Source organism: Geobacillus lituanicus, from assembly GCF_050994965.1.
Lineage (GTDB): Bacteria > Bacillota > Bacilli > Bacillales > Anoxybacillaceae > Geobacillus > Geobacillus stearothermophilus.
Map to the genome: position 1 here is coordinate 2,349,573 of NZ_CP194773.1, position 26,708 is coordinate 2,376,280.

The window sequence follows — 26,708 nt, forward strand, 5'->3', positions numbered from 1 at the left end:
GGGCATGCCCGGCTTGCCAGGTGCCGCGCAGCCGTCAAAATAAAAAAGAGGGGGAAACCATTCCCCCTCTTGAAAGCAAGCCGGCTCCTATTCTTCCGGCTGCCGCGCCCGCTTCGCCTCTTTTTCTCCTCTGTACTTCCGCCAGCCGACATACGTCAACGTTAAGACGATCATTCCACCGGTCGAAATCATGACCCAAATGAGCGACGGGTCGGCTTCGTCCTTTTTCACCCCGTCAAACAACGCTTCTATATTGCGGCGCGCGGCAGCAAGCTGCTCGCGCTGCTCGCTTTGGCCAAGCCGCCAAAACGAAGCGCCTTGCAGCACTTCGAGGTCATGGTCGACCTTTTTCGCTTCTTCCGGAGGCACATCGATTTTCACGCTCGGCTCAATCAAGGCATAGCGATCCATAAACTGGCGAAGGGCAGCCGCATACGCCTTCCTCTCTCCGCGCTCCGCCGCCTGTTCCATCACGGCAAACGCCTCCATGACGGCGGGTTCCATCTCGGACCAGAGCGGTTGATAGGTGGAGTGAACAGCATCGACGACAAGGCGGAACTGTGTAAGAGCAGCGACCTTGCCCTCGTCTGGAATCGGCGCTGTCATGGCTTTGACGGCATGTTCGTGCGTGACAGTCACCGCCCGCAGCTCATCGGCCGTTTTCAACCGTTTTTTCGCCTCAAGGGCAAAAAATCGTTCAGAAAAATAGAGGAGCACCTCTTTTGCTTCGGCAAAACGCTCGTTTTTCCCTAACTGCAGCGCCTCGTCGGAAATATCGTCCAGCTGCTCCCAACCGCTTGGTCGTCCGGCCGCGCCAACGAGCGCTGGCCATAAAAAGATGAACGATAACAACATGGCCAGCCCGATTCGTTTCATCATCGTCCCTCCCTCATTCATTACTACAATGTATGAAGGAGTGGACAAGAGTAGACCAAGGAACCGCCATCAAGACGCGGCTGAATTTTCTATTCCGCTTTCGGACGGAAATCGATGCGGCCGCCTGGCAAAAGCGGCTGCCGCCGCACGCGGATGCCAAGCCAATACGCAGCGGCAATGGAAGCCATGCTCAACCAAAAGGTAAAATAGCCAATTTGATCGGCGTATCGTTCCAACATATGGTAACGAGGCATCATGCCAAACACGTAATCGATGACATCGTTATGCAGCGTCCAAACCGCCGCCAAGGCGAGATGGACGGAGCGAAATCGATAAAACGAAGCGTACAGTGCGCCTTCGACCGCCATCGCCCCGTGCGACACAACGAGCATCCAGCCAGCCCAATCGAGCGTCCCCGTGACGCGCCAAACGAGCACGTTCATGACGACGGCCCAAATCCCGTATTTGACAAGCGTCACCAACGCGAGCGCCTCAAACAGCGGCGAGGATCGGCCCAGCAGCCAAGCGGCGAGGACGAGCACAAAAAAAAGGCTCGCCGTCGGGCTGTCGGGAACAAACGGCAAAAAGACGGGCGGCGTCCCCGCAAGTTGATAGCGGTACCAATAATAGCCGTAAACGGTGCCGGCGGCATTCACGAACAACAGCAGCCAAACAACCGGCCGGGCGGCCAATATTGCATAAAGCCATGCCATCGTCTGCACCTCATCTCGGTTCAATGTAGGCACGAAAAAAGCTGACTAACGCGAGTCAGCTTTTCCGTGCCGAACGAATTATTCCGCTTTTAAGCCGGCGATGAATTCCGCCATTTTTTTCAGCTCTTCATCCGTGCCTTTAAAAATGCCACCTGGCATGCTGCCTTTCCCTTCTTTGGCGATCTTCGCGATCTCTTCCGGCGTCAAGCCGGTGCCGATGAGCGACGGGCCGGCGCCGCCGGACAAGTTTTGTCCGTGACACGATGTACATGTGTTCGCTTGGGCGATTTTATAGCCTTCCGCGTTCGTATCAATTTCCACTTCCGCACGAATTTTCCCTTGCTCAGCTGCTTTTTTCCAGTCGTGTGTGACGACCGCTTCCCATGTCAAATAAACAATAGAAGCGAGCGCCAACAACATCATGCCGGTTGCCACCGGGCGCTTCCAAGGACGGCGCTCCGGACCGCGATCCAAAAACGGCGCCAGCAGCAAAGCGGCAAACGCCAGCCCCGGCATGACGATCGCACCGATAACCGTATACGGACCGGACGCATACGAGTATTTGAGCAATTGGTATAAGAACAAGAAATACCAGTCAGGCAGCGGCACGTACGTCGTGTCCGTCGGGTCAGCGACCCGCTCAAGCGGCGACGGGTGGGCGACCGTCAAGCATAAGAAACCGACGAGAAAGACCGAACCGACAAGCCATTCCTTGAGCAGGAAGTTCGGCCAAAACACTTCCGTTTTCCCGGGGTACTCTGAATAGTCCTTCGGAATATTCGGTTTTCTTACCGCGGGAACACGGGAATCGCCGACAAATTTCATTCCTTTTCCGCGATGCATTGCGTGATTCCCTCCTTTTTTCTATCGCCTCGAAACGCGGGCCGACCGATCATAGCGGACCGGAAATGCCTTGTCTACGAATCATCAAAAAGTGCGCTGCCATTAAGCCGAGCAAAGCGGCCGGCAAGAAGAAGACGTGAATGGCAAAGAAGCGCGTCAACGTTTGCGCGCCGACAATTTCCGGATCTCCAGCCAACAGCGTTTTGATCGCCGGACCGATAAGCGGCGTCGCCTCCGCGATTTGCAAACCGACTTTCGTCGCGAACAGCGCTTTCATATCCCATGGCAACAAGTAACCGGTAAAGCCAAGACCCATCATCACCATAAAGATCAATACGCCGACGATCCAGTTCATCTCGCGCGGCTTTTTATACGCCCCTTGGAAAAAGACGCGCAGCGTATGTAAGAACATCATGACGATGACCAAGCTTGCCCCCCAGTGGTGCATGCCGCGCACGATCTGGCCGAACGCTACTTCGTTTTGCAAATAATACACCGATTCCCATGCGTTTTTAATATCCGGGACATAGTACATCGTCAAAAACATGCCCGACAAAATTTGAATGACCGTGACAAAAAACGTCAGTCCGCCGAAACAATAGACAAAGGCGGAAAAATGGTGGGCCGGGTTGACGTGCTCCGGAACTTCGTGATCGGCGATATCCCGCCATAAAGGCGTAATATCTAAGCGTTCATCGACCCAGTCATACAGCTTGTTTAACACGCATTACGCCTCCCCTCGTGGTTTCGCCTTGCCTAAATACAGCTTTCCGTCTTTCACTTCGAACTCGTAGCGGTCAAGCGGAGCTGTCGGCGGCGTCCCCGGAACGTTCGTGCCGTCTTTCGTATAGAGCCCGTAGTGGCACGGACAGAAGAAATGATTCGGGTTGTTTTTGTCCGTATTCCAGTCGACCGTACAGCCAAGGTGTTTACAAACCGGTGACAGGGCGATAATGTCCCCTTTTTCATCCTTATACACCCAAGCTGATCTCGGCTCTTCCGACTCGTACCAAGCGTCTTTCACCTTCACTTTAAAGTCGAAGCGCTTCGGTTCGGTCGTAATTTCTTTGACGTCCGCCACCGCGACCATCTCCGTCCCTGCTTCATCCTTCAAGACCGGATCGAAAGCAAAACGGAGCATCGGCATCAGCATCCCTGCTGCCATAAAACCGCCGACGCCGGTCAGCGTGTAGTTTAAAAACTGACGTCTCGTTACACGATGTTTGTTGTCGCTCATCGTCTTCCCCCCTCTATGCAAAGTCAAGTCCGCACCGGACGATTGTATGTATAACACATATGAAAAACTAGGACATTCTAATGATAGCTCAATTGCTGGGCAAGGTCAATATCGCAGGCGGCAAAACGTCGGACTTTGCCCAGCTTACCTTTTTGTCCAGCAGCTGACGAAAAAGCGGATCAGCTCGGCCGCCTGCTCCTTGACGAGTTCGTGCCTGTACGATTCCTCCATGCTCTCGAGCGGAACGTCCGGAACGAGCCAAACGCGGTCAGCTTCTTCGCCCTCTTGCCACGCCGGGTCACACGTCACGTAAAACACATGCTTCATCCCCTCTTGTCCAAGCCGGCTTGTCCAGCCCGCCAGCCGCTCTGCCAGCGATGGCCGCGGTTCATCGGCAAAATACACAAACGCCGGCAGCAAAAACACACGGCCTCTCAGCTGCCGCTCAGCCTCGGCGGCCACAAGCCCGACGAGCTCCCCGCCCGAGGCGAGCCGCCTCGCTCCTTGGCCGATGGCCACCGGCAAAAGCGGAATGAGTGCCGTATCAATGTAGTCGCGCTCTTTTTCGTAGATGGCGACGTCCCCGCTTGTCCATTTCATCGTTACTCCCCTTTGCCATAAAGTTCGTTCCTTATCACCATACCATATTTTTCGGCAAAAGAAAAACCTTGCCGGCGGCAAGGTGTTACAAGTTGTTCAATTCATCCGTAAGGCGGCGGAACGCCTCTTCATCATGGCGGTCGAGCGCCTCGTCAATCAGTTTCATGAGCCGTCCGCGCCGAAACTCGTAAATGGACCGCTCCAAAAATTGCTCGGCCAGGCGCTGGTCGTTTTCGCTCACTTGCGCCTGTTTGGGCGCGTACGGATTTTCCTCAAGCACGGCGACATATTGCGGCGAATGAAAAGAAGCGCGGAAATTAAGCTGAATGTAAATATCTTCGTCGCGGTTCAGGCGGATATCATGGAATGATTTCTCCGCATCGGTCGTCATCACATTCCCTTTGTAGAAGCGAAACGGCACGTCATCCACGCAATGGGTCGACATCACGATGCCGCGCGGGCAATATTGGGCGTTCTCGACAAAGTGCACCTTTTGCATCAATTGGTCGTGGCTCATCAAATAGTTTAAAATCCAGACGCATTCGCGCCGCTTCAACTGATAGTGGCTTAAAAACCAACGGATGAATTCTTTTTTTTCATTGACGGATACGTGCGTCATTGTGCGCTTCCCCCTCGATCGGTTTCCAAGAAAGAGGTTCGATCACCGCTTCTCCCCTACTCCTCGAGCTCAAGCAGCATCTCCGCCGCCTCCGTATGGCTTGGGTCGAGAGCAACAATTTGTTGAAATATTTCTCTCGCTGCGGCCCGATTTCCTTCTTCGATGAGAAAATATCCGTACTCTTCGAGAAAATCGACGTTATGCTTAAAGAAATTATATGCCTCGGCGTAATGGTTTAATGCATCATCATACAGCTCCAACCGGTGTTTGGCGCGCCCTAAATCCCACTCAAACTGCGGATCATACTCGCCGTCGGCCATCGCCCGCTCGAGGAGCGACACGACGTCCTCATAGCGTTGCTCATGAAGCCAAAGCGCCGATAACACCGTCAGCGCCTCGACATAGCCATTGTCGATTTCAAGCGCCTTTTGCAATTGCTCTTCCGCTTCGGCCGGTTTGTTCAGTTTCAGCGCGAGCTTGCCGGCATACAGGCGGAGCTCTTTGTTCCATTCATCGATGCTGATGCCTTCCCGCACCGTTTCGTAGCTTTTTTGAAGCTGTCCTTCCTGTTCATACGCTTTGGCCAAATATAAGTAAAGCGGAGCATAGTCAGGATCAAGCTCTTTTAAGGCGCCAAGCTTGTCAATGGCCGTTTGCGTATAGCCGGCCTGCAAGGCGGTGAACCCATAGGCGAACAGCGTCCGGCTGTCCGTTTTTTCGTTAAGCGCCTCCTCATAGTGCGGAAGCGCCGCCTCAAACTCCCCGATGCGGCTGAGCGACTCGGCGAGCCGTTCAGCGACCAAAACGCCGGCGATCTCCCGGTTCGTTTTCCTCACTTGTTCATAAAGCGGCACGCTTTTGGCGTACTCGCCGAGCGAAAAGTACAACTCCGCTAAGGCGAATTGCACGACTGGTTCATCCGGCGCTTTCTCGTACGCTTGTTTTAGCTTCCGTTCGCTGACTTCGGTCAGCCCTTGCATTTCATACAGGTCCGCCGCAAGCAGGCACGCCCGGACGAATTGCGGATCGTCTTCGCTGATGTCCATCAAAATGGCGAGCGCTTCGTCTTCAGCTTCAAGCTCCGTATACACTTCCGCCAAAAACAGACGGACGTCGCCGTCATCCGGATAGCGGCTGGCCAGTTCCTCGAGCAGCTCTTTTGCCTCCTCGAGCATCCCCCATGAGTATAGACAGTCGGCCAGCGTATATTTTTCCTCATCACTGCCGTACTTTTTCACTTTTGGCACAAGCGCCAACGCTTCGTCAACATTTCCGTTTTCCACTAGACGAATGATTTGTTCAACACGTGTCATGGTTTCGAAACCTCTCTTACAACGACAAGTAGGTTGCCTGACAGGGCGGCGCTTCCCGCCCTCGCTGTCCGCATTGGTATGTACCGGCACAACGGGAACATGTTTTATCATAATCGACAATCGCCGTTTCGGCAACCGAGCCGCTCGCCAACCGCGCCGCACCGGCTGTTGGGGAATGTATCCGCTTTCAAAAAGCGGCGCCAATTATTCCTCTTATTGACAACATATGAACGGACAATGCAAAATATGACCGCCCGCCCGCTTGGGGCGGGGGCATCAACAGCCGGCGGGTTTACTCCCGCTTTCGCTCCATCCTTGGACGTTCGTTCTCACCCGTTTACTAAAGAGCGCAAATCAGAGAAAAACGCCGGGTACGAGACAGCGACCGCCTCCGGACGCTCAAGACGGACCGTGCCTTTGGCGCAGCAGGCGGCGATGGCGAGCATCATGCCGATCCGGTGGTCGCCATGGCTGTCTACGACGATCCCATCGGCCGCGAGCGGCGTTTTGCCGCGGATGATCATGCCGTCATCGGTCGCTTCAATATCGGCGCCGAACTTTTTCAGCTCCGTAACAACTGTATCGATTCGGTTCGTCTCTTTTACTTTCAATTCACTGGCGTCTTTAATGACCGTCGTCCCCTCGGCTTGCGTCGCGAGCAAGGCGATGATGGGGATTTCATCGATCAACCTTGGAATCAAGTCGCCGCCAATTTCGACGGCGCCAAGCGCCGACGTGCGGACCGTGATGTCGCCGACCGGCTCTGTGTCCTCATGGCGGACATGTTCAATTGCAATCTCAGCGCCCATTTGTGTGAGCACGTCAATAATGCCGGTCCGCGTCGGATTTAGGCCGACGTTTTTCAGCGTAATTTCGCTGTTCGGCACAATGGCCCCTGCGGCAAGGAAAAAGGCGGCCGAGGAAATGTCGCCGGGAACGTAAACGTGCGTTCCGCGCAAACGCTGCGGACCGGCGACCGAGACGGTCAAGCCATCCACTTTCATCTCGCCGCCGAACAGCCGAACCATCCGCTCCGTATGATCGCGCGAGCGGTGCGGCTCGGTCACAGACGTCACCCCGTCGGCAAACAAGCCGGCAAGCAAAATCGCCGATTTCACTTGAGCGCTTGCGATCGGCGAGGTGTAGCGAAGCGGACGGAGAGCACCACCGCGGATGGAAAGCGGCGTATAATTCCCGCCATCGCGCCCGTCAATGTGCGCTCCCATTTCGCGAAGCGGCTTCGTCACTCGCGCCATCGGCCGCTTGGCGATCGACTCGTCGCCGATGAGACAGGCGTGAAACGGCTGTCCGGCCAAAATGCCTAAAAGCAGGCGCGCCGTGGTGCCGGAGTTGCCGACATCAAGCACAGCACTTGGCTCACGCAGCCCGCCCGGCCCTGCTCCTTCAACCACAACATGCGTCCCGTCCCGGCGGATGTCGACGCCAAGGCGGCGGAAACAATCGATCGTGCTTAAACAATCGGCGCCGGGCAAAAAGTGATCGATGACCGTCCGGCCGGAAGCGAGCGCCCCAAGCATGACGGCGCGGTGGGAAATCGATTTGTCGCCGGGCACTTCAAGCGTCCCCCGGAGCGATGACACGTTTGTTGGCAGCTGCATGCAACATCCCTCCATTGTTTTTTCGTTGCTATCCTTCATATGTCGCATAGTTCGTATGCTTGGCGAGGCACGCCTTCGCCCGCGCCCGGTCGTCTTCGCTTTGGAAGCTGAGGCGGAGCACCCCGTAAATTTCTTCGCGCGTCTCAATAATGCGAATGTTAGTAATGCTGATGTTTTCCTGCGCCAAATAGCCGGTCACCTCGGAAATGACGCCCGGGTAGTCCGGCACATCGACATACAAATCGTAAAACGACGGGATCGCTCCTTTCGTCCGCGCCGGCAGCCCATCGCGAAACTGCTTGGCTTCGAGAAAGTAATGGTAAATGGCGATGCTGTTTTCTTCCTCGACAAACGAGCGCAGCCGCTCCATCTCCGCCATCCAGCGGTCAAACAGCGCGAGCATCTCGCGTTTATTATGAATGAGAATATCGCGCCACATTTCCGGATTGCTCGATGCAATGCGCGTAATATCGCGGAAGCCGCCGGCCGCAAGCCGGCTGACAAGAGCGTTTTTGCTTTCGTACTCGCGCGCCTGATGGACGAGGCTGGCGGCAATCAAGTGCGGAAAATGGCTGATCACCCCGGTGATGCGGTCATGCTCTTCCGGCGTTAACACGACAAACTGCGCCTTCGTCCCGGAAAGCCATTGTTTTAGCGTTTCCACCCGTTCGAGCGGCACATCATCCGTCGGCGTCAAAATGTAAAAGGCGTTTTCAAACAAATGGGCGCGGGCGGCCGCCACTCCGCTTTTATGCGATCCGGCCATCGGATGGCCGCCGATAAACGCCACGCCCGCCTCCAACAGACGGCGCGCGCCTTGGACGATGCGCTGCTTCGTGCTGCCAACATCGGTGACGATCACACCGCGCTTCAGCTGCTCAATCGGCATGGCGGCTAAAATCGATTCAGTCTGCATGACCGGAGTGGCAAGAACAATCAAATCCGCGGCGGCAAACCCATCCTCAAGCGTGCGAGCCGTTTCGTCAATCACCTTAAGCGAACGCGCCAAACCAAGCTGATGGCCGTTGACATCGTAGCCGATGACGACTGCTGCTGGATGCGCCTTTTTAATGGCTAAGGCGATCGACCCGCCGATTAAGCCGAGGCCGACGATAAACACGTTTCCTTCCAATGGTCTCACCTTCTTTGTATGTAAACATACGCCCGCTGCTTCTGAAAAGCAACGGGCTCATCGTTCCGCCTGGGCGGCCGCGAAGCCGGTCAGGCGAGCTGTTTTTCCCGCAGCATGCTAGCAATCGTTTCAAACACTCGGTCGTTTTGCTCTTTCGTGCCAATCGTGACGCGCACACCGGTCGGCAAACCGAGGGCCCGGCCGGAGCGGACGATCACGCCCCGCTCGAGCAAATATTGAAACACCTCATTGCCATCAATGCCGAAATCGATAAATACAAAATTTGTTTGCGACGGATAGTACTTGAGGCCGTGCTCGTCGCAAAAGCGGTAATACCGCTCGAGTTCGGCGCGGTTTCGTTCGACGCAGGCGCGGAGGAACGCCTGGTCATCGAGCGCAGCCGCCGCGGCCGCTTGAGCGACGGTTGACGTGTTAAACGGCTCGCGCGCCGGTTCAACGGCGCGGATGAGCGCTTCGCTGGCGATGCCGTAGCCGATACGGAGCGCGGCGAGCCCGTACGCCTTTGAAAACGTGCGCATCACCACGAGCTGGCTGTATTCATTTAAAAGCGGCACCGTCTGTGGATAATCGGGAGCCGTGACGTATTCATAATACGCTTCATCCAACACGACAAGCACATGCGGCGGCACGCGGTCCAAAAAGGCGCGCAATTCCGTTTCGTTCACATACGTGCCGGTCGGGTTGTTCGGGTTGCAAATCCAAACGAGGCGCGTCCGTTCATCGATGGCAGACAGCATCGCCTCTAAGTCATGGCGCCCGTCGACAAGCGGCACTTCGCGCACTTCCGCCCGCTCGATGACCGCGTTATGGCGATATTGCGGAAATGTCGGCGCCGCCATCACCGTATTCGTGCCCGGCTCCAAAAAGGCGCGGCAAAAAATTTGCACAACTTCATCCGAGCCGTTGCCAAACAAAAGCTGCGTTTCCTTGACGCCAAGATGCGTTGCCACCTTTTCGCGCAGCGTGCGGGCGTAGCCGTCCGGATAAACGGCAAGACGGTCAAGCTCGGCGGCGATGGCCGCTTTGGCCGCCGGCGACGACCCATACGGATTTTCATTGGAAGCTAGTTTAATAATATCAGAAAGGCCGTATTCCCGCTTCACTTCCTCAATCGATTTTCCCGGCTGGTATGGGGGAAGTCCCCGAAGCTGCTCTTTCACTTGCATTCGCGTTGCCAACTCCTTCATCATCGGAACTTTTAGCGCAAAGAACACGGCGCGTGAAGCGGCGCGGCGAGCGAGCGGGCGTAGGCGGCAAACTCGGCGATGGCCGCTTCTTTTTCTTCCGGCGCCAGCAGCCGTTCCCCCAACTGTTCCACTTTTTGCACAAGGGCGCTGCCGATGACGACGCCATCGCACACCTCTTTCAGCATCGCCACTTGTTCGGGCGTGGAGATGCCGAACCCGACAGCGACCGGCACACGGCTATGCCGCTTGACTTCACTGACAAAATCGCCAAGCGACTCCGGCAACGTTTCGCGCACACCGGTGACGCCAAGCGAGGAAACGCAATACAAAAACCCTTGCGCTGCCGAAGCGATCCGCTCAATCCGCTGCTTTGACGTCGGCGCGACGAGCGAAATGAGCGGAAGGCCAAACCGCTCGCCCAGTTCGCGGAGCGGACCGCTTTCTTCAAACGGCAAATCGGGAATGAGCACGCCGTTGGCGCCATTTTCCCGCGCTAAAGCAAAAAAGGATTCTTCTCCTAATTGTAACACAGGATTGTAATACGTAAAGAGAATAATCGGAATGGTTACCCCCTTTTTTCGCATTTCGGCGACGAGATGAATGGCTTTCGGCAACGTCATGTTCCCGGCAAGCGCCCGGGCGGCGGCGCGCTGGATCGTCGGTCCGTCGGCGAGCGGGTCGGAGTACGGCACGCCAAGCTCCAATAGATCGGCGCCGGCCTCCTCAAGCGCCAAGGCCAAATCCACCGTCACCTCAGGCGACGGGTCGCCGGCGACAATAAAGGGAATAAACAGCGGCGGATTAACGGATAGCAGCAACATCTTCACCTTCTTTCGCGCCAAGATGGCGCATCATCGTTTGCACGTCTTTATCGCCGCGGCCGGACAGGCAAATGAGCACCGTTTCATCCGGCGACATCGCTTGGGCGAGCTCCACGGCTTTCGCCACCGCATGGGCCGACTCAATCGCCGGAATGATGCCTTCTGTTTGCGCCAGCAGCCGAAACGCCGCGACCGCTTCCTCGTCGGTCACGCTTTCGTAGCGGACGCGGCCGATGCTCGCTAAATAGGCATGCTCCGGACCGACGCCGGGGTAATCGAGGCCGGCTGAGATCGAGTACGGCTCGACAATTTGCCCGTACTCATCCTGCAGCAAGTACGTCATCGCCCCGTGGATGACCCCTTTCGTCCCTTTCGTGATCGTCGCGGCATGGTAAGGGGTGTCAATGCCTTTGCCGGCGGCTTCCACCCCGACAAGGCGGACGTCATCTTGCAAAAACGGGTAAAACATGCCGATGGCGTTGCTGCCGCCGCCAACGCAAGCGACGATGACATCGGGCAGCTTCCCTTCGCAGGCGAGAAACTGCTCTTTCGCCTCATCGCCAATGATGCGTTGAAACTCGCGCACCATTTTCGGGTACGGGTGCGGGCCGACCACCGAGCCGATCATGTAAAAATGGTCGTCGCAATGGGCGACCCAATAGCGAATCGCCTCGTTTGTCGCGTCTTTCAACGTCCGGTTGCCGCTTGAGACCGGCACCACTTCCGCGCCAAGCAGCTTCATGCGAAATACGTTCAACTCTTGCCGCTTGATGTCTTCCTCTCCCATAAAGACGATGCAGTCCATCCCGAAATGGGCCGCCACGGTCGCGGCCGCCACCCCATGTTGGCCGGCGCCGGTTTCCGCGATCAGCTTTTTCTTGCCCATCCGTTTCGCCAAAAGCGCCTGGCCGATGGCATTGTTGATTTTATGGGCGCCGGTATGGTTTAAATCTTCGCGCTTTAAATACATTTTCGCGCCGCCAAGCTGCCGTGTCAAATTCGGCGCGAACGTGAGCGGAGTCGGCCGCCCGGAGTAGTGCTGCAAAATGCGGATATATTCTTGTTTGAACGATTCGTCCGCCAGCGCTTTGTCAAGCTCGGCTTCGATTTCCTCAAGCGGAAGCATGAGCGTCTCCGGGACAAACTTGCCGCCGAAATCGCCAAACCGCCCATGTTCATTCGGAACACGTTCCATCACTCATCCCCACCTTCTTGTTTCCAAACGTGAAACATGCTCCAACGTTGTCTGGGCATGTGTTCGCTGCGGTTTCGAAAACATCCTTTGTTTCTTTAGCCCAATATGTTATTTTTTCTTCAATCTGTTTCATCTTTTTCGGATCTTTGCGCCCGTCCGTTTCAATGCCGCTGCTGATATCGATGCCATCCGGGCGGTAGAGGAGCAGTCGCTCAATATTGTCCGGTGTGACGCCGCCGGCGATGAAGCAGGGCACGCCTTGGCGCGCCGCTTCTTCCAAATAGCGCGGCACCGCCTCCCAGTCGAACGCGACGCCGGTCCCGCCCCACAAGCCGGCGACGCGGCTGTCGACAACATAGCCATCAGCCACCCCAGCGTACTGCTTCATCGCCTCAAGCGCTCCATCGTCGTGATGGATCGCCTTCCAAACAGCGCGCCGTGTCACTTCTTTCACAGCAGCCACCTCAGTTGGCGTCTCGCGGCCATGGCATTGGATGATATGAAGCGGCAATTCAGCAGTGACAGCGGCAATCTGCTCCGCCGCGGCATTGACAAACACCCCGACGAGCTGTTTGCCGCCAAGCGGCGCTGACGCCAGCCAGCGCTTCACCTCAGCAGGCGAGACGCGCCGCTTGCTGTCCGCAAAAATAAACCCGAGGTAGTCCGCCCCGCTTGCCAAGGCGGCCCGCACATCTTCGGCGGAGCGGTTGCCGCAATATTTAAGCCGGATCATGGCCGCCATCCTCCCCGAACAGCCGGTAGACAGCCCGCTCGACGTCCGCCTGGCGCATGAGCGACTCGCCGACGAGCATCGCCTGCGCCCCGTACGAGCGGACCGTTTCGACGTCGCGCCAAGAGCTGATCCCGCTTTCGCTGACGATAACGCATGACGGCGGAATAAGCGGCGCCAGCGCTTTTGTCGCCTCAAGCGCCGTCACAAACGTATGCAAGTCGCGGTTGTTAATGCCGATCACTTCCGGAGTGAACCGGTCAAGCAGCCGCTCGAGCGTCTCTTTTGCGTGCACTTCGACGAGGCATTCCAACCCGATGTCGTACGCCTCGCGGTAAAGCGCCTCGAGCGTTTCCGGCGCCAGCGCCTCGCCGATCAATAAAATCGCGTCAGCCCCGAGCCGGGCGCTTTCTTCCACTTGCCGGCGGTCGATGATGAAATCTTTGCGCAGCACCGGAATATCCACCGTTTCTTTCACAAGGCGCAAATAGCTGCGGTGTCCCTGGAAGTAACGTTCATCCGTCAACACGCTGATCGCATCGGCTCCGGCGCGCTCGTATGCTTTGGCGATGGCCGCCGGATCAAAATCGGCGCGAATGAGGCCTTTTGACGGCGACGCCTTTTTCACTTCAGCGATCAAACCGAGCGCCCGCCGCGGCCGCCGGAGCGCCGCGGCGAACGGCCGGCGCTTCGGCTCCGGCAGCGGTTCTGGCATGGTCAATGTTTCGAGTTCTTCCCGTTTGGTTGCCAAAATTTGCTCAAGCACCGTGGACCACTTCCTTTCGGCGCAGGCGCTGCAGCTGCTCGTACGCCGTTTTGGCCAAAATGGCATCTTTCGCCATCGCCACCCCAGCGGCGATCGTCTCCGCCTTGCCGGCTGCGTACAGCGCAACGCCGGCGTTGAGGGCGGTGATATCGATCGCGCTCGCCGGCGCCGTGCCGTCCATGACGGCTTCAAGCAGTGCGGCGCTTTCCTCCGAACTGCGCACTTGCACGTCAGCGAGCCCGCCGCGCCGCAGGCCGACGCTTTCCGGAGTGAGGACGAAACGGCGAATGTCACCGTCTTTCAGTTCCACAACATCCGTCTCAGCGGCGATGCTGCACTCATCGAGCCCGTCGCGGCCGGTGACAAACACCACGTGCTCAGAGCCGAGACGGCGCATCGTTTCCGCCAGCTTCTCGGCGTAGCGGGTCGAATAGACGCCGATAACTTGCCGCTTGCAACGCGCCGGATTGGCCAGCGGGCCGATCAAATTGAAGATCGTGCGAAACCCGATCTCTTTCCGCGGGCCGGCAGCATATTTCATCGCCGCATGATACAAGGGGGCGAACAAAAACGCCAATCCTTTTGTTTCGAGCGCCTGTTTGGCGGCCTCAGGCGACGCGGGAATGTCGATGCCGAGCCGCTCGAGCACATCGGCGCTTCCGCTTTTCGAGGAAACGGCGCGATTGCCGTGCTTGGCGACTTTGACCCCGAGCGACGAAACGACAATGGCCGCCGCTGTCGAGACGTTGAACGTCGCCGCCCCGTCGCCGCCCGTCCCGCACGTGTCGATGACGTCATCGCCGGCGTCGATCGTGGTCATCCGATCGCGCATCGCCCGCACAAACCCGGCGATCTCATCGACCGTCTCGCCGCGCACGCGCAAGATGGATACCAAACTCGCAATCTGGCTGTCCGTCGCCTCGCCGGACATCACGGCATTCATGGCTTCGTACGCTTCCGCTTCCGTCAATGTTTCCCCTTCCGCGCATTTGGAAAGCAACCGCTTTAACATACGATCTGTTCCCCTTTCGCAAATAATCGTTCCGCTTGTTCGATGGCGTAAATGAGGGCGCTCGCCTTGTTGCGCGTCTCTTTCCATTCAAGCTCCGGAACCGAGTCGGCGACAATGCCGGCGCCGGCCTGCACGTACGCATAACCGTCTTTAATGACCGCCGTCCGGATGGCGATGCACGAATCAATGCTGCCGTCAAAGCCGATGTACGCGATCGCTCCAGCGTACAATCCTCGGGCGGTCGGCTCGAGCTCCTGCAAGATTTGCATCGCCCGCACTTTGGGCGCCCCGCTCACCGTTCCAGCCGGAAAAGCGGCCAAGAGCGCGTCGATCGGGTGGATGTCGTCGTCAAGCACGCCGACGACTTTGGAAATTAAATGCATCACATGAGAGAACTTGCCGATTTCCATCAACACCGGCACCTCGACCGTTCCGTACTTCGCCACCCGGCCGATGTCATTGCGCGCCAAATCGACGAGCATATAATGCTCCGCCCGCTCTTTCGGGTCATGGTACAGCTCGTCGGCGAGCTTTTCATCCTCCGCCGGCGAGCGTCCGCGCCGCCTTGTTCCGGCGATCGGGTCGATCTCGGCGCGCCGGTTGCGCACTTGGATGAGCTTTTCCGGCGAACTACCGACAATTTCAATGCCGTCAAGCCGAAAATAAAACATGTACGGCGACGGGTTGATGTGGCGCAAGATGCGATAAATGGCGAACCCACCCGCTTGCACCGGGACGGAAAACCGCTGCGACAGCACCGCCTGAAACACATCGCCGGCCGCAATATACTGTTTCACCGCCTCGACGTCACGCAAAAATTGCTCTTTTTCGTAATTGGACGACGCTTTCGAGAACAAGGCGGCCCGCTCGGCCTCGTCTTCGGCCGGCAGCAGCGGCTGTTCGGCCCGGGGGCGCGCCGCTTTCGCTGCCAGCGCGGCGATGCGTTCTTCGGCGGCTCGGTATATCGCGATTTTCTCCTGCATCGTTTCATGACCCTTCAACCGGATATAATGAATGAGAGACAGCTCGCGTTTTTCGTGATCAAAAGCGAACAGCGACTCGCAAAACACAAAATGCCCGGCTTTCATGGCTAGGTCGGGGGCACGATGGCGCGGCACCTTTTCAATGGCGGAAATGAAATCATAGCCTAAAAAGCCGACCGCGCCGCCCGTAAACGGCGCCGCTTCGGCGAGCGGCTTGACGCAAAGCGCCCGCTCGACCGCTTGAAACGCTTCTTTCAACGTCGACGCCGTCATTTGGACATTTCCGTTCTCGTCTTTGATCAAAAACGTTTCTCCTGTCTCGCTCTCAAGCGTCAAAAATGGGGCCACGCCGATAAACGAATAACGCGCCCATGGCGATTCGTCGTCTTTGCTTTCAAGCAGAAACACCGCTTCCTCGCGCAAATTGGCAAACACTTGCAACGGTTCGATGACATCGGCTAAAAATTTGCGCATGATCGGGATGGTGCGAAACTGGCGAGCATCCGCTAAAAAAGCGGCTAGCCGATCAATGGACATCCCTTTCTCCTCCCTTTCTGATTCATCGGGCGGAGAATGAGAGTTTATGAGGCGAAAATGGGGAAAGAAAACGCCCAAAGACCATCGTCTTTGGGCAGATGCAAGCGAAAGGAAACCAATGCTCACCTCAGCTAAACTCGCTCATTCTCATCTACCCTGCACTCGTTCTCAGCTCTTGCTCGGCTTCTGGCAGCCCGCCGGCGGCGGGCAAAGAAGTTATTTTAACTATATTACATTTCTGTTTTTTTTGTCAACGACAAATCCGGCCGCAGCATGGCTGCATCCTTTAAATAGACGTGGCAAATCTCATCTTGCCGTTTGTCTGTCTCCACCGTCATCATGACGCGGATGCAGCGCGGCAGCGAACCGGGCACTGGAATTTCTCGCGTGCACATGACAGGCACGTACGTCCAGCCGTCAAGGCGGCGCAAAGCTTGAGCCGGAAACGCAGCCGTGATGTCGTCAGTGACGGAAATGAGCACGAACGAAACGTCATGGGCGGCAACATCGTTGGCGCGGACCATTTCGCGCAGCAACGTTTCCGTTGCCGCTATAATTTCTCCGGCCTCGTTTCGCTCCACTGTAATCGCCCCGCGAATGCCGCGGATCATCGCTCTCCCCCTTGTCCAGCAAACTCGCACAGCCACGCGAGCAGCTTGTCATCTTCGAGTTCCACGACTTCCACATCGCCGATTTCACGCAAAAGAACCATCCGCACCGTCCCAGCGTACGCCTTTTTGTCGCCTTTCATTTTCTCGAGCAACCGGTGAGGCCCCAGCCCGTCGGGGAGCGAAACCGGAAAGCCGTACGCAGCGAACCATTCGGCAAAGCGGTGCTCGGCAAATGACCGGCCGTAAAGCCGCTCGCTGACCAAGATGGCAAACAGCATGCCGACCGCCACCGCCTCCCCATGGGTCAGCACGCCGTAGCCGAGCTCGCTCTCGAGCGCATGGCCGAGCGTATGGCCGAAATTCAAATGGGCGCGCACCCCGGTTTCTTTTTCATCTTCACGCACGACAGACGCCTTAATATCAATGCCCTTTTCAATGCAATAGGCGAGCTTGCCGCCCTGCAAGTCGGCGAGCGTCTTGATTTCTGCGCGCAGCCAGTCGTAAAAGCGGCGGTCGCGGATGAGCGCATGTTTGATCACCTCGGCAAATCCTGAACGGAGCTCGCGCTCAGGCAGCGTGCGCAAAAAGGCGGTATCATAGACGACCGCTTCCGGCTGGTGGAAAGCGCCGATCATATTTTTGCCAAGCGGATGGTTGATGGCGACTTTGCCGCCGACGGCGCTGTCGTGGGCCAAAAGCGTCGTCGGCATTTGAATGTAGCGGATGCCGCGCATATAGGTGGCGGCCACAAATCCGGCCAAATCGCCAACGACGCCGCCGCCAAGCGCGACAATGAGCGAGCGGCGGTCAAGGCCGCACTGAAGAGCCGCCGTCTGGCAGGCGTAATAGTTGTCAAACGACTTCGCCGCCTCGCCGTTTGGAATGATGTAGGCATACACATCATAACCGGCAGCGGCAAGCGTGGCGCGCACTTCGTCCAAATAAAGAGGCGCCACCACATCGTCGGTGATGATCAACATCTTCGTCCCCGGCGGGCAGGAGAGCGCCCGAAGCAGGCACGGCAACGCGCGGACCGCTCCGTCGCCTAAGAGGAGCGGGTATTGCTTCGTCGCCGTTTCAATCGTCCGTTCGATCATCGTTAAAACTCCTTTGCATAGCGGCGGGCGCGCTCGATGTTTTCTTTAATCAAATCGATCCGGTCTTGCCCGAACTGGCTGACGATCGCCGCCGCCACTTCCCAGGCGACGACCGCTTCGGCGACGACGCTCGCCGCCGGCACAGCGCAGCTGTCCGACCGCTCGATGCTTGCCGCAAACGGTTCTTTCGTGTCGATGTCGACGCTTTGCAGCGGTTTGTACAGCGTCGGAATCGGCTTCATTACACCGCGCACGACGATCGGCATTCCCGTCGTCACCCCGCCTTCAAAGCCGCCCGCCCGGTTCGTCCGGCGCGAAAAGCCTTGTTCCGGACTCCAAATGATTTCGTCGTGCACTTCGCTTCCCGGGCGGCGCGCCGCTTCAAACCCGATCCCGAATTCGACGCCTTTAAAGGCGTTAATGCTGACGATCGCCGCCGCGATTTTCGCATCGAGCTTCCGGTCGTAATGAACGTAGCTGCCGACCCCGGCGGGAACGCCTTCGACAATCACTTCGACGATGCCGCCGATCGAATCACCGTTTTTCTTTGCCAAATCGATCGCTTCCATCATTTTTTGTCCCGCTTCCGGATCAAAACAGCGCACCGGCGACTCTTCTGTCACATTTTGCAATTCCTCCAGGGAGCGGTAATCAAGCTTCTCGGCGCGCACCCCGCCGATTTCGATGACATGCCCGGCGACGCGGATGCCCACTTCCTCCAAAATGCGCTTCGCCACCGCTCCGGCCGCCACGCGCACCGTCGTTTCCCTTGCCGATGAGCGTTCAAGCACATTGCGCATATCGCGATGTCCGTATTTCAGGGCGCCGTTTAAATCGGCATGACCCGGGCGCGGACGCGTCACTTTTCGTTTGATCTCCGTTTCATCATCGATCGGTTCAACGGCCATAATCGTTTGCCAATGTTTAAAATCACGGTTTTCCACAACCAGCGCAATCGGCGAGCCGAGCGTTTTCCCGTGCCGGACGCCGGCGGTGATATTCACCACGTCCTTTTCGATTTGCATGCGCCGCCCGCGCCCATACCCTTTTTGCCGGCGCGCCAGCTCCTTGTTGATATGCTCGGCGCGCAGCTCAAGCCCAGCCGGCACTCCTTCCAAAATCGCCGTCAATTGCGGCCCGTGCGACTCCCCTGCTGTCAAGTAGCGCATGTTTGTCTCTCCCTTCAGCTCTTTAACGCGTTTATGTAAAAATATATCATAAATTTGAAAAATGAAAATAGTTTCTGTAAAAAAAAGAGCGCGGCACCCGCTATTTTCTCCGATAAAAAAACGTCTCCTCGACTTCGAAACCGTATAAGGACGGGTTAAAAATTTGCTCCGTGCTCCCCACAAACAGCACGCCCCCGGGCCGGAGCGCATCATGAAATTTCCGATACAGCATCTGCTTCGCCTCTTCAGTGAAATAAATGAGCACGTTGCGGCAAACGATCAAATCCATGTTGCGCGGAAACGGATCCGCGAGCAAGTTGTGTTTTTGAAACTTGACCGTTTGTTTAATCTTTTCGTCTATTTTATAATACTCGCCTTCTTTCGTAAAAAACTTTTTTCTCATTTCCTCGGGCAACTCTACAAGCGACCGTTCGCTGTACAAACCGAGGCGCGCGCGGGCGAGCGCATTATCGTCAATGTCGGTCGCCAACACCGACACGCGGTGAAGCGGCAATCGTTTTGCGAGCACCATCGCGAGCGTATACGGCTCCTCGCCGGTTGAGCAGGCAGCGCTCCACACGTTCGGGCGCGGGTTTTCCGCCAATAGCCGCGGCAAAATGGTGTGCTCAAGCACCTCCCAACGCTTGGCGTTCCGGTAAAACTCCGAGACGTTGATCGTCATCCGATCCAAGCATTCATGCCATAGCGCCGGCTCTTTTTCCATCGCTGCAAACAGCTCGGCAAAGCTCTTTAGCCCTTTTTTCATGTACAACGACGCCAAACGCCGCCTCATCTGGGCTTCCTTATATAGCGATAAGTCAATACCTGTTTTTCGCTTCACTTTGGCAATGAACTGCGCATAATCGTCCATCGTCGCCTGTTCCTCTCCCCTGTCAATGTACAAAAACGGCAAAAACCGGCCGATGGGCGGCCGGTCTTTTTGTTAATAGAGCCATTCGTTCAACAGTTTTGTATAGTGGAGAAGCTCTTCTTCTTTGAAAAACAGGTTGATCTCGCGTTCCGCGCTTTGCGGGGAATCGGAGCCGTGAATGACGTTTTTGCCGACCGTCAAGCCGAAGTCGCCGCGAATCGTGCCCGGTGCGGCTTCCTGCGGGTTTGTTTTCCCCATCATTTGCCGGGCGGCGGCGATTACATTTTCGCCCTCCCACACCATCGCAAACACCGGCCCGGATGTAATAAAGTCGACAAGCTCGCCGAAAAACGGACGCTCTTTATGTTCGGCATAGTGCTGCTCAGCCAGCTCGCGCGACACTTGCATCAGCTTCGCGCCAACAAGCTGGAAGCCTTTTTTCTCAAAGCGCGAAACAATTTCGCCGATCAAATTGCGCTGAACCCCGTCTGGCTTTACCATTAAAAATGTCCGTTCTGCCATTCATTCTCCACCCCTACTGTCGTATGTACTAGGAAACGGATTCCCAACCACCATAGTACCATTGTTTCGCGCCATTGGCAACAACGTCCTTGAAAGCGTTAATAATCCCTTTTTCCGATGTAAAGGGCGAGGTCGCGCAACAGGCCGCGCGCCTCATTCATCGGCAGTCCGTCAAGAAGGTGAAGCGCCTTGTCAAGGTAACGGTCGCTTAACGCATACGACCGCTCAATGGCGTCCGTCCGCTTAATGGCGGAAATGACCGCCGCCATTTCCGCAACGTCCGTTTCCGGACCGACAGCTGCAATGGCCGCCTTCACCCGCTCATCGCTCAAGGCATACAGCACAGGAAGGGTGACGTTTCCTTGCAGCAAGTCGCTTCCGGCCGGTTTGCCGAGCTGTTCCTCCGTCCCAGTGAAATCGAGAATGTCGTCGGTAATTTGAAACGACATGCCGACATAATGGCCGAACCAGTACAGCCGCTTCACAATCGGCTCCGGCGCGCCAGCAGCGAGGGCGCCAAGCTGGCAGCTCGCGGCGATGAGCAGCGCCGTTTTCCGACGGATGCGCCGCAAATACGTGCGCAGCGGCTGATCAAACCGGTACTTGTCTTTAATTTGCTCAATTTCCCCGCGGCACACTTCCACGATCGTTTTCGCCAACACTTGATGGGCGCGCGGGTTGCCGAGCTCCGCCATCCGTTCGAGCGAGCGGGCAAACAAATAATCCCCTGTGTACATGGCGAACCGGTTGCTCCATTTCGCCTTGATCGTCGGCCGGCCGCGGCGCAAATCGGCGTCGTCGATCACATCGTCGTGGACGAGCGAAGCCATATGAATGAGCTCGAGCGCAACGGCAACATGCTTCATCCGATCAAGGTCATATTGGCCGAAGCGGGCGGCAAGCAAGACAAAAACGGGACGGATCCGCTTTCCGCCCGCCTGCAACAGATGGAGCGCCGCTTCCCCAAGCGGCCCGTATTCCGACTGAACCGCCCGCTCAAGCTCCTCTTCGACCGCCGCTAAATCATCGCTTAAAAACGAATACATCGCCTTTAACTTCATGTTGTTCACCTTAACTCACCGTTTATAGCCCAAGTGCATCGCCGCCACGCCAAACGTGTACGGTTTGACCTCGACATCGACAAAACCGGCGGCGCGGAACATCTCGGCCAGCTCGTCCCGCCCCGGAAACTCGCGCGCCGATTCCTGCAGCCACGAGTACTCCTCATAGCTTTTCGCCAGCAGCTTGCCAAACAGCGGCATAATAAACCGGAAGTAAAAATAGTAAAGCTGGCGAAACCCGAACAGCGTCGGCTGCGACGTTTCCAGGCAGACGGTTATGCCGCCCGGCTTCGTCACCCGGTGCATTTCCTTAAGCACGGTCATATAGTCAGGGACGTTGCGCAAACCGAAGCCGATCGTCACATAATCGAACGAATTGTCAGGAAACGGCAGTTGCATCGCATTGCCGTGAATGAGCTTCACATTATGCAACCCGCGCGCTTTTACCTTCTGTTCGCCGACTTTCAGCATGTTTTCGCTGAAATCAAGGCCGTACACTTCCCCTTCCGGACCGACCGCCTCCGCCAAGGCGATCGTCCAGTCAGCCGTCCCACAGCACACATCGAGTGCTTTTTTGCCTTTTTGCACATTCATCCGCCGCATCACGTCTTTGCGCCACTTCAAGTGGCGGCGGAAGCTGATGACGGAGTTCATCCGGTCATAATGCGCAGAAATGTTTTCAAATACGCGATGGACTCGCTCTTCTTTCGATTGATGCATCGTTCTACCCTTCTTCCACCGTCTTTTTGGCGATGGCTTGAAACCCGCCGGAAAGCTCGGCCACGCGGAGCTGCAGCAGGCCGTTGACCGGCAGTTTCGCCGCAAACAGCGCCTCCCGGCAGCCGTCGATATAGCGGCGGCAAAAGCGGAGCAAATGCCGCTTTTGCTCTTTCGTCAACGTTTTCGCGCGCGGGAACGCGATTTGCGCCATTTGCTCAAAGAGCGCCGAAGCTCCCGTGCGGATGAACGCTTCCTGCTCGAGCAGCAGGCGCCGCATCAGCAAATACGAATAGGCAAACTGCCCCCACTGCGGCGCCGCCATGCGGTCGGCGAGCTTGACAAGCAACGCCGATTCGATCGTGCCGACCGCCGCAAACAACGACTCGATCCGCTCTGCTTTTTTTTCGTAAAGCCGCACTTTTTGCTCGTTAATATCGCGGACCGCCTCGGCGAACGAGCGGATGAGCGCCGTTTCGCCCGAACGCGCCAACAACTCATAGTACAGCCCGCTGTACAAGTCGCCGGCCAGGACGACAAGCTGCCGCGCCCGCAAGTCGCCGCCGTCATCTGTCACCTCATCGTGGGTATCAAGGGCGATCTGCATGAGCATCATGGCGATGATGCACCGCTCCGCCTCACTCGGCGCCGTTGAAGCGCCATCGAGCATTGACAGCGAGAGCAGCAGGCGATCTTCATCGATCGCCGGCGCCGGCAAATGCTCGCGCAAATATGGGTGATGGAGCAACTGCTCAATTTGTTCTTTCAATGACGCCAATTTCACCGTGATGTCATCCACATGAACCACCCTTGTCCCCGAAAATATCCGCACCACCATAACGGACTCATTATAACATAATTTTGTCGAAAACGCTCTATATAGATGCAATTTAAAGCTTTAACATTTTTCGTCTTTGCCGGTCATTGCATCCGACTGTCGAGTGACCGAACAACGCCGCTTAAAGACCCATGAATGGGTCTGTGAAGCGAGTCGTTGTTCGGTCTTCCGTCACGCTAAGGCGTGACGGAGGCAAGCCACACGCTTGCCTTCGACAGTCAAAAATGGGCAAACCACTTTTCTGTCAAGGATATGTTAAACTTCTTTGTTGCATCTATATAGTTTGCTAGACATTTGCCAACTTACTTTTTCCCTTCCGACTCAATGACGCCATGGCGCGTTTGAATATACGCCTTGCCTCTCACTTTAATCGCCGACGTGTGCTCTGTAAACTGGGCGATCAACACTTCGCCTTTATCGAGCTTTTCCGAGTGATGGAACCGTGTATCCGCCCCGCGCGTCAATCCAATGACGTTCACTCCGTCTTCAAGCGCTTTAATGACAACAAAGTCGCTGTTCGTATACATCCTTTCCCCCTCCTTATGCTTTAATGAGCGAAAGCACTTCCGAACGGGCGGCAACATCCGTTTCAAACACGCCGCGCACTGCCGTTGTCACCGTTTTCGCCCCCGGCTTTTTCACGCCGCGCATCGTCATGCACATATGTTCCGCCTCGACGACGACCATCACCCCGTGCGGTTCGAGCGCTTCGACGATCGAATCGGCGACTGTCGCCGTAATGCGCTCCTGCAGCTGCGGGCGGCGCGCCACCGCTTCGACCGCCCGGGCGAGCTTGCTTAGCCCGGTCACTTTTCCTTCCCGCGGGATGTAGGCGACGTGGGCAACGCCGAAAAACGGCACTAAATGGTGCTCGCACATCGAGTAAAACGGAATATCTTTAACGAGCACAAGCTCCTCATGTTCCTCGCTGAATACGGTTTGAAAATGCTCCTTGGGGTCTTCGTGCAGTCCGGCGAACACCTCGGCGTACATTTTCGCCACTCGTTTCGGCGTGTCGACAAGCCCCTCACGGTTTGGGTCTTCCCCAATCGCTTCCAAAATCAAACGGACTGCATATTCAATTTGCGCAAAATTGATCTCCGGCATGCAAACAACATCCTCCTGCATTAGAAAAACTGCATGTAATCCGATTCTAGCATAGAGAGCAAAAAAAAACAAAAAAGAAGGGCGGTGCAACACCAACCCTTCCCTCCTAGCTCCTGCCTCAGCTATGTAGGCTTATTTTACGGCATCTTTTAACGCTTTACCCGGTTTGAATGCAGGAACTTTGCTCGCCGGAATTTCCATTTCTTCGCCCGTTTGCGGGTTGCGTCCTTTCCGGGCGGCGCGCTCGCGCACTTCAAAGTTCCCAAAGCCGATTAATTGCACTTTATCGCCTTTTCGCAACGCTTCTGTAATCGAGTCAAATACCGCATCAACGGCTTTTGTTGCATCTTTTTTGGAAAGACCGCTTGTTTCGGCTACCGCGTTGATCAATTCCGTCTTGTTCATGCCATTCACCTCCTCCCAAGGAGCTGTTCTTGTTTACTACCATTTGTGCACACTTTTCTGCTTTTCTATACATAGACGTTGACGGCTTCGGCGGCGAAAAGGCCGGCGCATGAAAGGCGTCGCACCGGTGCAGCCAATGATTCTGCCTTCGTTCAGAAAGACTGACAGAACATGCGACCGCGCCGCCGATGGAAGCGTCCCCTTGACCGTTCAGCGCCGCCCGCCGCTTTTAGGCGGAACTGCCTTGATTCCGCCAAGATGCGGTGACATGCCTAATCTTAACCAATTTATCGCGATAATTCAACATTTTTTTCGCCAAAGCGGCCAATTTTAGGCATATTTCACCAAAACAACGATTTCAGATAAAAGATTACCATAACGCCATGCGCATAATCAAGTGCCAATCCTTATTTCTCAAGGGTTTCAACGATTTTTCCCCCGTGAAAGATCCTTGATTCAAAAAAACAAAAAAAAGCCCCCGACCGGGGAGCAAATCTCGACGCCTCCGCTTTTCTATAAAATAATCGCGATGAGGCCGCCGGAGCCTTCGTTGATGATGCGTTCAAGCGTTTCTTTCAGCTTGTAGCGGGCGTTTTCCGGCATGAGCGCGAGTTTCGCCTGAATGCCTTCGCGGACGATCGAGCTGAGCGAACGGCCGAAAATGTCGGAGTTCCAAATCGACAGCGGATCGTCTTCAAAATCTTGCATCAAATAGCGGACAAGCTCTTCGCTCTGTTTTTCCGTTCCAATAATGGGAGCAAATTCGGATTCGACGTCGACTTTGATCATATGGATTGACGGAGCCACCGCCTTGAGGCGGACGCCAAAGCGCGATCCTTGGCGGATGATTTCCGGCTCATCCAAGCTCATATCCGACAAAGCAGGCGCGGCGATGCCGTAGCCGGTTTGTTTGACCATTTTCAGCGCGTCGGCGATTTGGTCATATTCCGCTTTCGCATGTGCGAAGTCTTGCATAAGCTGGAGCAGGTGGTCTTTGCCGCGGATCTCGACGCCGACGATCTCTTTTAAAATTTGGTCGTACAGTTCATCCGGCGCATACAAGTCGATTTCGGCGATCCCTTGCCCCATTTCAATGCCGGCGAGCTGCGCCTTTTCGATAAAGTCGTATTCGGCGAACTGCTGGACGACCCGGTCGACGTCGCGCAGCCGCTTGATGTCTTTGACGGTGTCGCGCACCGCCTCTTGATAGCTTTCACGCAGCCAATGGTCTTCGCGCAGCACCATCACCCAGCTCGGCAAGTTGACGTTCACCTCAAGCACTGGGAATTCATATAATGCTTCACGAAGCACGTTATACACATCGGCTTCGCGCATGCTTTCCACGCTCATAGCGAGCACCGGGATGTCGTACTTTTCGGCGAGCTCGCGGCGGAGCGCCTCCGTTTCCGGGTGATGCGGCCGGACGGTGTTGACGATCATAATGAACGGCTTGCCGACTTCTTTGAGCTCGCTAATGACCCGTTCTTCCGCTTCTACATAGGCTTGGCGCGGAATTTCCCCGATCGTGCCGTCCGTTGTGATGACGACCCCGATCGTCGAATGTTCTTGGATGACTTTTCTTGTCCCGATTTCCGCCGCCTCTTGGAACGGAATCGGCTCTTCGTACCATGGAGTGTGGATCATCCGCGGGCCGTTTTCGTCTTCGTACCCTTTCGCGCCGGAAACAGCATAGCCGACGCAATCGACAAGTCGGATGTTCACTTCAAGCCCCTCGTCGACTTTCACCGTCACCGCCTGGTTGGGCACGAACTTTGGCTCCGTCGTCATGATCGTTTTGCCCGCGGCGCTTTGCGGCAGTTCGTCCTGGGCGCGCGCCTTGTCGGCTTCGTTTTTAATGTTCGGAATGACGACAAGCTCCATAAACCGCTTAATAAACGTCGATTTCCCGGTGCGGACAGCGCCGACGACCCCTAAGTAAATGTCGCCGCCGGTCCGCTCGGCGATATCTTTAAAAATATCGACCTTTTCCAAATGACTCCCCTCCAGTTCCTCGGTCGTTATCGGAAACAACTGAATCAGCTAGTAAGCTAGTATAATAGGACACTATATGCATATGATGTTGTCCTGCTCAGTTATGACTAAAAG

At 56.2% G+C, this 26,708-nt stretch carries 28 protein-coding genes and 1 pseudogene; all 29 read right to left on the reverse strand.

Annotation, left to right across the window (positions count from 1 at the left end; genetic code table 11):
- Positions 1-87: 87 nt before the first annotated feature.
- The 29 genes and pseudogenes from ypjB to spoIVA all read right to left on the reverse strand — a co-directional run bounded on the left by ypjB (position 88) and on the right by spoIVA (position 26,594).
- Positions 88-876: a sporulation protein YpjB gene (ypjB, locus tag ACR1UW_RS11915; protein ID WP_033014016.1), complete on the reverse strand. Its 789-nt coding sequence runs from the start codon at positions 874-876 to the stop codon at positions 88-90.
- Positions 877-965: 89 nt separating this feature from the next.
- Positions 966-1,589 carry a lipoprotein heptaprenylglyceryl N-acetyltransferase LhaT gene (lhaT, locus tag ACR1UW_RS11920; RefSeq protein WP_498933483.1) on the reverse strand — a complete coding sequence of 208 codons (624 nt, stop codon included), beginning with the start codon at positions 1,587-1,589 and terminating at the stop codon, positions 966-968.
- Between the two features lie 78 nt (positions 1,590-1,667).
- On the reverse strand, positions 1,668-2,432 hold the full coding sequence (locus ACR1UW_RS11925) for a menaquinol-cytochrome c reductase cytochrome b/c subunit (protein WP_063210386.1): 765 nt from the start codon (positions 2,430-2,432) through the stop codon (positions 1,668-1,670).
- 49 nt (positions 2,433-2,481) lie between these two features.
- Positions 2,482-3,156 carry a menaquinol-cytochrome c reductase cytochrome b subunit gene (gene qcrB, locus ACR1UW_RS11930; RefSeq protein WP_011231676.1) on the reverse strand — a complete coding sequence of 225 codons (675 nt, stop codon included), beginning with the start codon at positions 3,154-3,156 and terminating at the stop codon, positions 2,482-2,484.
- 3 nt (positions 3,157-3,159) lie between these two features.
- Positions 3,160-3,669 carry a menaquinol-cytochrome c reductase iron-sulfur subunit gene (qcrA, locus tag ACR1UW_RS11935; RefSeq protein ID WP_063210387.1) on the reverse strand — a complete coding sequence of 170 codons (510 nt, stop codon included), beginning with the start codon at positions 3,667-3,669 and terminating at the stop codon, positions 3,160-3,162.
- A gap of 144 nt (positions 3,670-3,813) precedes the next feature.
- Positions 3,814-4,269, reverse strand: a complete 456-nt coding sequence (locus ACR1UW_RS11940; protein WP_498933486.1) for a YpiF family protein — start codon at positions 4,267-4,269, stop codon at positions 3,814-3,816.
- Between the two features lie 85 nt (positions 4,270-4,354).
- On the reverse strand, positions 4,355-4,888 hold the full coding sequence (locus tag ACR1UW_RS11945; protein ID WP_033010081.1) for a ReoY family proteolytic degradation factor: 534 nt from the start codon (positions 4,886-4,888) through the stop codon (positions 4,355-4,357).
- 56 nt (positions 4,889-4,944) lie between these two features.
- A complete protein-coding gene (locus ACR1UW_RS11950) occupies positions 4,945-6,201 on the reverse strand; it encodes a tetratricopeptide repeat protein (protein WP_047818596.1) in 1,257 nt (418 codons plus the stop codon).
- Between the two features lie 329 nt (positions 6,202-6,530).
- A complete protein-coding gene (gene aroA / locus ACR1UW_RS11955; protein WP_033014008.1) occupies positions 6,531-7,820 on the reverse strand; it encodes a 3-phosphoshikimate 1-carboxyvinyltransferase in 1,290 nt (429 codons plus the stop codon).
- 28 nt (positions 7,821-7,848) lie between these two features.
- Positions 7,849-8,952, reverse strand: coding sequence for a prephenate dehydrogenase (locus ACR1UW_RS11960; RefSeq protein ID WP_047818598.1), 1,104 nt, complete (start codon positions 8,950-8,952; stop codon positions 7,849-7,851).
- Positions 8,953-9,041: 89 nt separating this feature from the next.
- Positions 9,042-10,139 carry a histidinol-phosphate transaminase gene (gene hisC / locus ACR1UW_RS11965; RefSeq protein ID WP_033014006.1) on the reverse strand — a complete coding sequence of 366 codons (1,098 nt, stop codon included), beginning with the start codon at positions 10,137-10,139 and terminating at the stop codon, positions 9,042-9,044.
- 32 nt (positions 10,140-10,171) lie between these two features.
- On the reverse strand, positions 10,172-10,981 hold the full coding sequence (gene trpA / locus ACR1UW_RS11970) for a tryptophan synthase subunit alpha (protein WP_171698129.1): 810 nt from the start codon (positions 10,979-10,981) through the stop codon (positions 10,172-10,174).
- Positions 10,962-12,176, reverse strand: a complete 1,215-nt coding sequence (gene trpB, locus ACR1UW_RS11975) for a tryptophan synthase subunit beta (RefSeq protein WP_064213408.1) — start codon at positions 12,174-12,176, stop codon at positions 10,962-10,964. Before trpB ends, trpA begins: the two co-directional genes overlap by 20 nt.
- Before the next feature lie 109 nt (positions 12,177-12,285).
- A pseudogene (locus tag ACR1UW_RS11980) lies at positions 12,286-12,909 on the reverse strand (phosphoribosylanthranilate isomerase); the annotation flags it as partial.
- Positions 12,896-13,672 carry an indole-3-glycerol phosphate synthase TrpC gene (gene trpC / locus ACR1UW_RS11985; protein WP_053532478.1) on the reverse strand — a complete coding sequence of 259 codons (777 nt, stop codon included), beginning with the start codon at positions 13,670-13,672 and terminating at the stop codon, positions 12,896-12,898. The gene trpC and the pseudogene ACR1UW_RS11980, both read right to left, overlap by 14 nt.
- Positions 13,665-14,684, reverse strand: coding sequence for an anthranilate phosphoribosyltransferase (gene trpD / locus ACR1UW_RS11990; RefSeq protein WP_063330384.1), 1,020 nt, complete (start codon positions 14,682-14,684; stop codon positions 13,665-13,667). Before trpD ends, trpC begins: the two co-directional genes overlap by 8 nt.
- Positions 14,678-16,204: an anthranilate synthase component I gene (gene trpE, locus ACR1UW_RS11995; protein ID WP_094238880.1), complete on the reverse strand. Its 1,527-nt coding sequence runs from the start codon at positions 16,202-16,204 to the stop codon at positions 14,678-14,680. Before trpE ends, trpD begins: the two co-directional genes overlap by 7 nt.
- Before the next feature lie 230 nt (positions 16,205-16,434).
- Positions 16,435-16,815: a chorismate mutase gene (aroH, locus tag ACR1UW_RS12000; protein WP_033010070.1), complete on the reverse strand. Its 381-nt coding sequence runs from the start codon at positions 16,813-16,815 to the stop codon at positions 16,435-16,437.
- On the reverse strand, positions 16,812-17,912 hold the full coding sequence (gene aroB / locus ACR1UW_RS12005; protein ID WP_063210395.1) for a 3-dehydroquinate synthase: 1,101 nt from the start codon (positions 17,910-17,912) through the stop codon (positions 16,812-16,814). The genes aroH and aroB overlap by 4 nt, the downstream gene beginning before the upstream one ends.
- A gap of 2 nt (positions 17,913-17,914) precedes the next feature.
- Positions 17,915-19,081 carry a chorismate synthase gene (gene aroC / locus ACR1UW_RS12010; protein ID WP_033014001.1) on the reverse strand — a complete coding sequence of 389 codons (1,167 nt, stop codon included), beginning with the start codon at positions 19,079-19,081 and terminating at the stop codon, positions 17,915-17,917.
- 100 nt (positions 19,082-19,181) lie between these two features.
- A complete protein-coding gene (locus ACR1UW_RS12015) occupies positions 19,182-19,952 on the reverse strand; it encodes a CheR family methyltransferase (protein WP_498933493.1) in 771 nt (256 codons plus the stop codon).
- Between the two features lie 72 nt (positions 19,953-20,024).
- Positions 20,025-20,474: a nucleoside-diphosphate kinase gene (ndk, locus tag ACR1UW_RS12020; RefSeq protein ID WP_033009742.1), complete on the reverse strand. Its 450-nt coding sequence runs from the start codon at positions 20,472-20,474 to the stop codon at positions 20,025-20,027.
- Between the two features lie 98 nt (positions 20,475-20,572).
- A complete protein-coding gene (gene hepT, locus ACR1UW_RS12025) occupies positions 20,573-21,535 on the reverse strand; it encodes a heptaprenyl diphosphate synthase component II (protein ID WP_237420485.1) in 963 nt (320 codons plus the stop codon).
- A 15-nt stretch (positions 21,536-21,550) separates the two neighbouring features.
- Complete coding sequence (gene menG, locus ACR1UW_RS12030) at positions 21,551-22,255, reverse strand: demethylmenaquinone methyltransferase (protein WP_033009739.1); 705 nt, start codon at positions 22,253-22,255, stop codon at positions 21,551-21,553.
- A 4-nt stretch (positions 22,256-22,259) separates the two neighbouring features.
- Positions 22,260-23,090, reverse strand: coding sequence for a heptaprenyl diphosphate synthase component 1 (locus tag ACR1UW_RS12035; RefSeq protein ID WP_094238882.1), 831 nt, complete (start codon positions 23,088-23,090; stop codon positions 22,260-22,262).
- Positions 23,091-23,392: 302 nt separating this feature from the next.
- Positions 23,393-23,617 carry a trp RNA-binding attenuation protein MtrB gene (gene mtrB / locus ACR1UW_RS12040; protein WP_033013997.1) on the reverse strand — a complete coding sequence of 75 codons (225 nt, stop codon included), beginning with the start codon at positions 23,615-23,617 and terminating at the stop codon, positions 23,393-23,395.
- 13 nt (positions 23,618-23,630) lie between these two features.
- Complete coding sequence (gene folE / locus ACR1UW_RS12045; protein WP_033013996.1) at positions 23,631-24,197, reverse strand: GTP cyclohydrolase I FolE; 567 nt, start codon at positions 24,195-24,197, stop codon at positions 23,631-23,633.
- Between the two features lie 132 nt (positions 24,198-24,329).
- The gene (locus ACR1UW_RS12050; RefSeq protein ID WP_008879623.1) at positions 24,330-24,602 is read right to left on the reverse strand and encodes a non-specific DNA-binding protein Hbs; all 273 of its coding nucleotides are present in this window, start codon (positions 24,600-24,602) and stop codon (positions 24,330-24,332) included.
- Between the two features lie 513 nt (positions 24,603-25,115).
- The gene (spoIVA, locus tag ACR1UW_RS12055; protein ID WP_094238883.1) at positions 25,116-26,594 is read right to left on the reverse strand and encodes a stage IV sporulation protein A; all 1,479 of its coding nucleotides are present in this window, start codon (positions 26,592-26,594) and stop codon (positions 25,116-25,118) included.
- Positions 26,595-26,708: the final 114 nt, after the last annotated feature.

Excerpts from the sequence above, each read along its gene's own strand:
- ypjB (WP_033014016.1), bottom strand. The coding sequence starts at position 876 with ATGAAACGAATCGGGCTGGCCATGTTGTTATCGTTCATCTTTTTATGG.
- lhaT (WP_498933483.1), bottom strand. The coding sequence starts at position 1,589 with ATGGCATGGCTTTATGCAATATTGGCCGCCCGGCCGGTTGTTTGGCTG.
- ACR1UW_RS11925 (WP_063210386.1), bottom strand. The coding sequence starts at position 2,432 with ATGCATCGCGGAAAAGGAATGAAATTTGTCGGCGATTCCCGTGTTCCC.
- qcrA (WP_063210387.1), bottom strand. The coding sequence starts at position 3,669 with ATGAGCGACAACAAACATCGTGTAACGAGACGTCAGTTTTTAAACTAC.
- ACR1UW_RS11940 (WP_498933486.1), bottom strand. The coding sequence starts at position 4,269 with ATGAAATGGACAAGCGGGGACGTCGCCATCTACGAAAAAGAGCGCGAC.
- ACR1UW_RS11945 (WP_033010081.1), bottom strand. The coding sequence starts at position 4,888 with ATGACGCACGTATCCGTCAATGAAAAAAAAGAATTCATCCGTTGGTTT.
- ACR1UW_RS11950 (WP_047818596.1), bottom strand. The coding sequence starts at position 6,201 with ATGACACGTGTTGAACAAATCATTCGTCTAGTGGAAAACGGAAATGTT.
- aroA (WP_033014008.1), bottom strand. The coding sequence starts at position 7,820 with ATGCAGCTGCCAACAAACGTGTCATCGCTCCGGGGGACGCTTGAAGTG.
- hisC (WP_033014006.1), bottom strand. The coding sequence starts at position 10,139 with ATGCAAGTGAAAGAGCAGCTTCGGGGACTTCCCCCATACCAGCCGGGA.
- trpA (WP_171698129.1), bottom strand. The coding sequence starts at position 10,981 with ATGTTGCTGCTATCCGTTAATCCGCCGCTGTTTATTCCCTTTATTGTC.
- trpB (WP_064213408.1), bottom strand. The coding sequence starts at position 12,176 with ATGGAACGTGTTCCGAATGAACATGGGCGGTTTGGCGATTTCGGCGGC.
- trpD (WP_063330384.1), bottom strand. The coding sequence starts at position 14,684 with ATGTTAAAGCGGTTGCTTTCCAAATGCGCGGAAGGGGAAACATTGACG.
- trpE (WP_094238880.1), bottom strand. The coding sequence starts at position 16,204 with ATGTCCATTGATCGGCTAGCCGCTTTTTTAGCGGATGCTCGCCAGTTT.
- aroH (WP_033010070.1), bottom strand. The coding sequence starts at position 16,815 with ATGATCCGCGGCATTCGCGGGGCGATTACAGTGGAGCGAAACGAGGCC.
- aroB (WP_063210395.1), bottom strand. The coding sequence starts at position 17,912 with ATGATCGAACGGACGATTGAAACGGCGACGAAGCAATACCCGCTCCTC.
- aroC (WP_033014001.1), bottom strand. The coding sequence starts at position 19,081 with ATGCGCTACTTGACAGCAGGGGAGTCGCACGGGCCGCAATTGACGGCG.
- ACR1UW_RS12015 (WP_498933493.1), bottom strand. The coding sequence starts at position 19,952 with ATGGACGATTATGCGCAGTTCATTGCCAAAGTGAAGCGAAAAACAGGT.
- ndk (WP_033009742.1), bottom strand. The coding sequence starts at position 20,474 with ATGGCAGAACGGACATTTTTAATGGTAAAGCCAGACGGGGTTCAGCGC.
- hepT (WP_237420485.1), bottom strand. The coding sequence starts at position 21,535 with ATGAAGTTAAAGGCGATGTATTCGTTTTTAAGCGATGATTTAGCGGCG.
- menG (WP_033009739.1), bottom strand. The coding sequence starts at position 22,255 with ATGCATCAATCGAAAGAAGAGCGAGTCCATCGCGTATTTGAAAACATT.
- ACR1UW_RS12035 (WP_094238882.1), bottom strand. The coding sequence starts at position 23,090 with ATGGTGGTGCGGATATTTTCGGGGACAAGGGTGGTTCATGTGGATGAC.
- mtrB (WP_033013997.1), bottom strand. The coding sequence starts at position 23,617 with ATGTATACGAACAGCGACTTTGTTGTCATTAAAGCGCTTGAAGACGGA.
- folE (WP_033013996.1), bottom strand. The coding sequence starts at position 24,197 with ATGCCGGAGATCAATTTTGCGCAAATTGAATATGCAGTCCGTTTGATT.
- ACR1UW_RS12050 (WP_008879623.1), bottom strand. The coding sequence starts at position 24,602 with ATGAACAAGACGGAATTGATCAACGCGGTAGCCGAAACAAGCGGTCTT.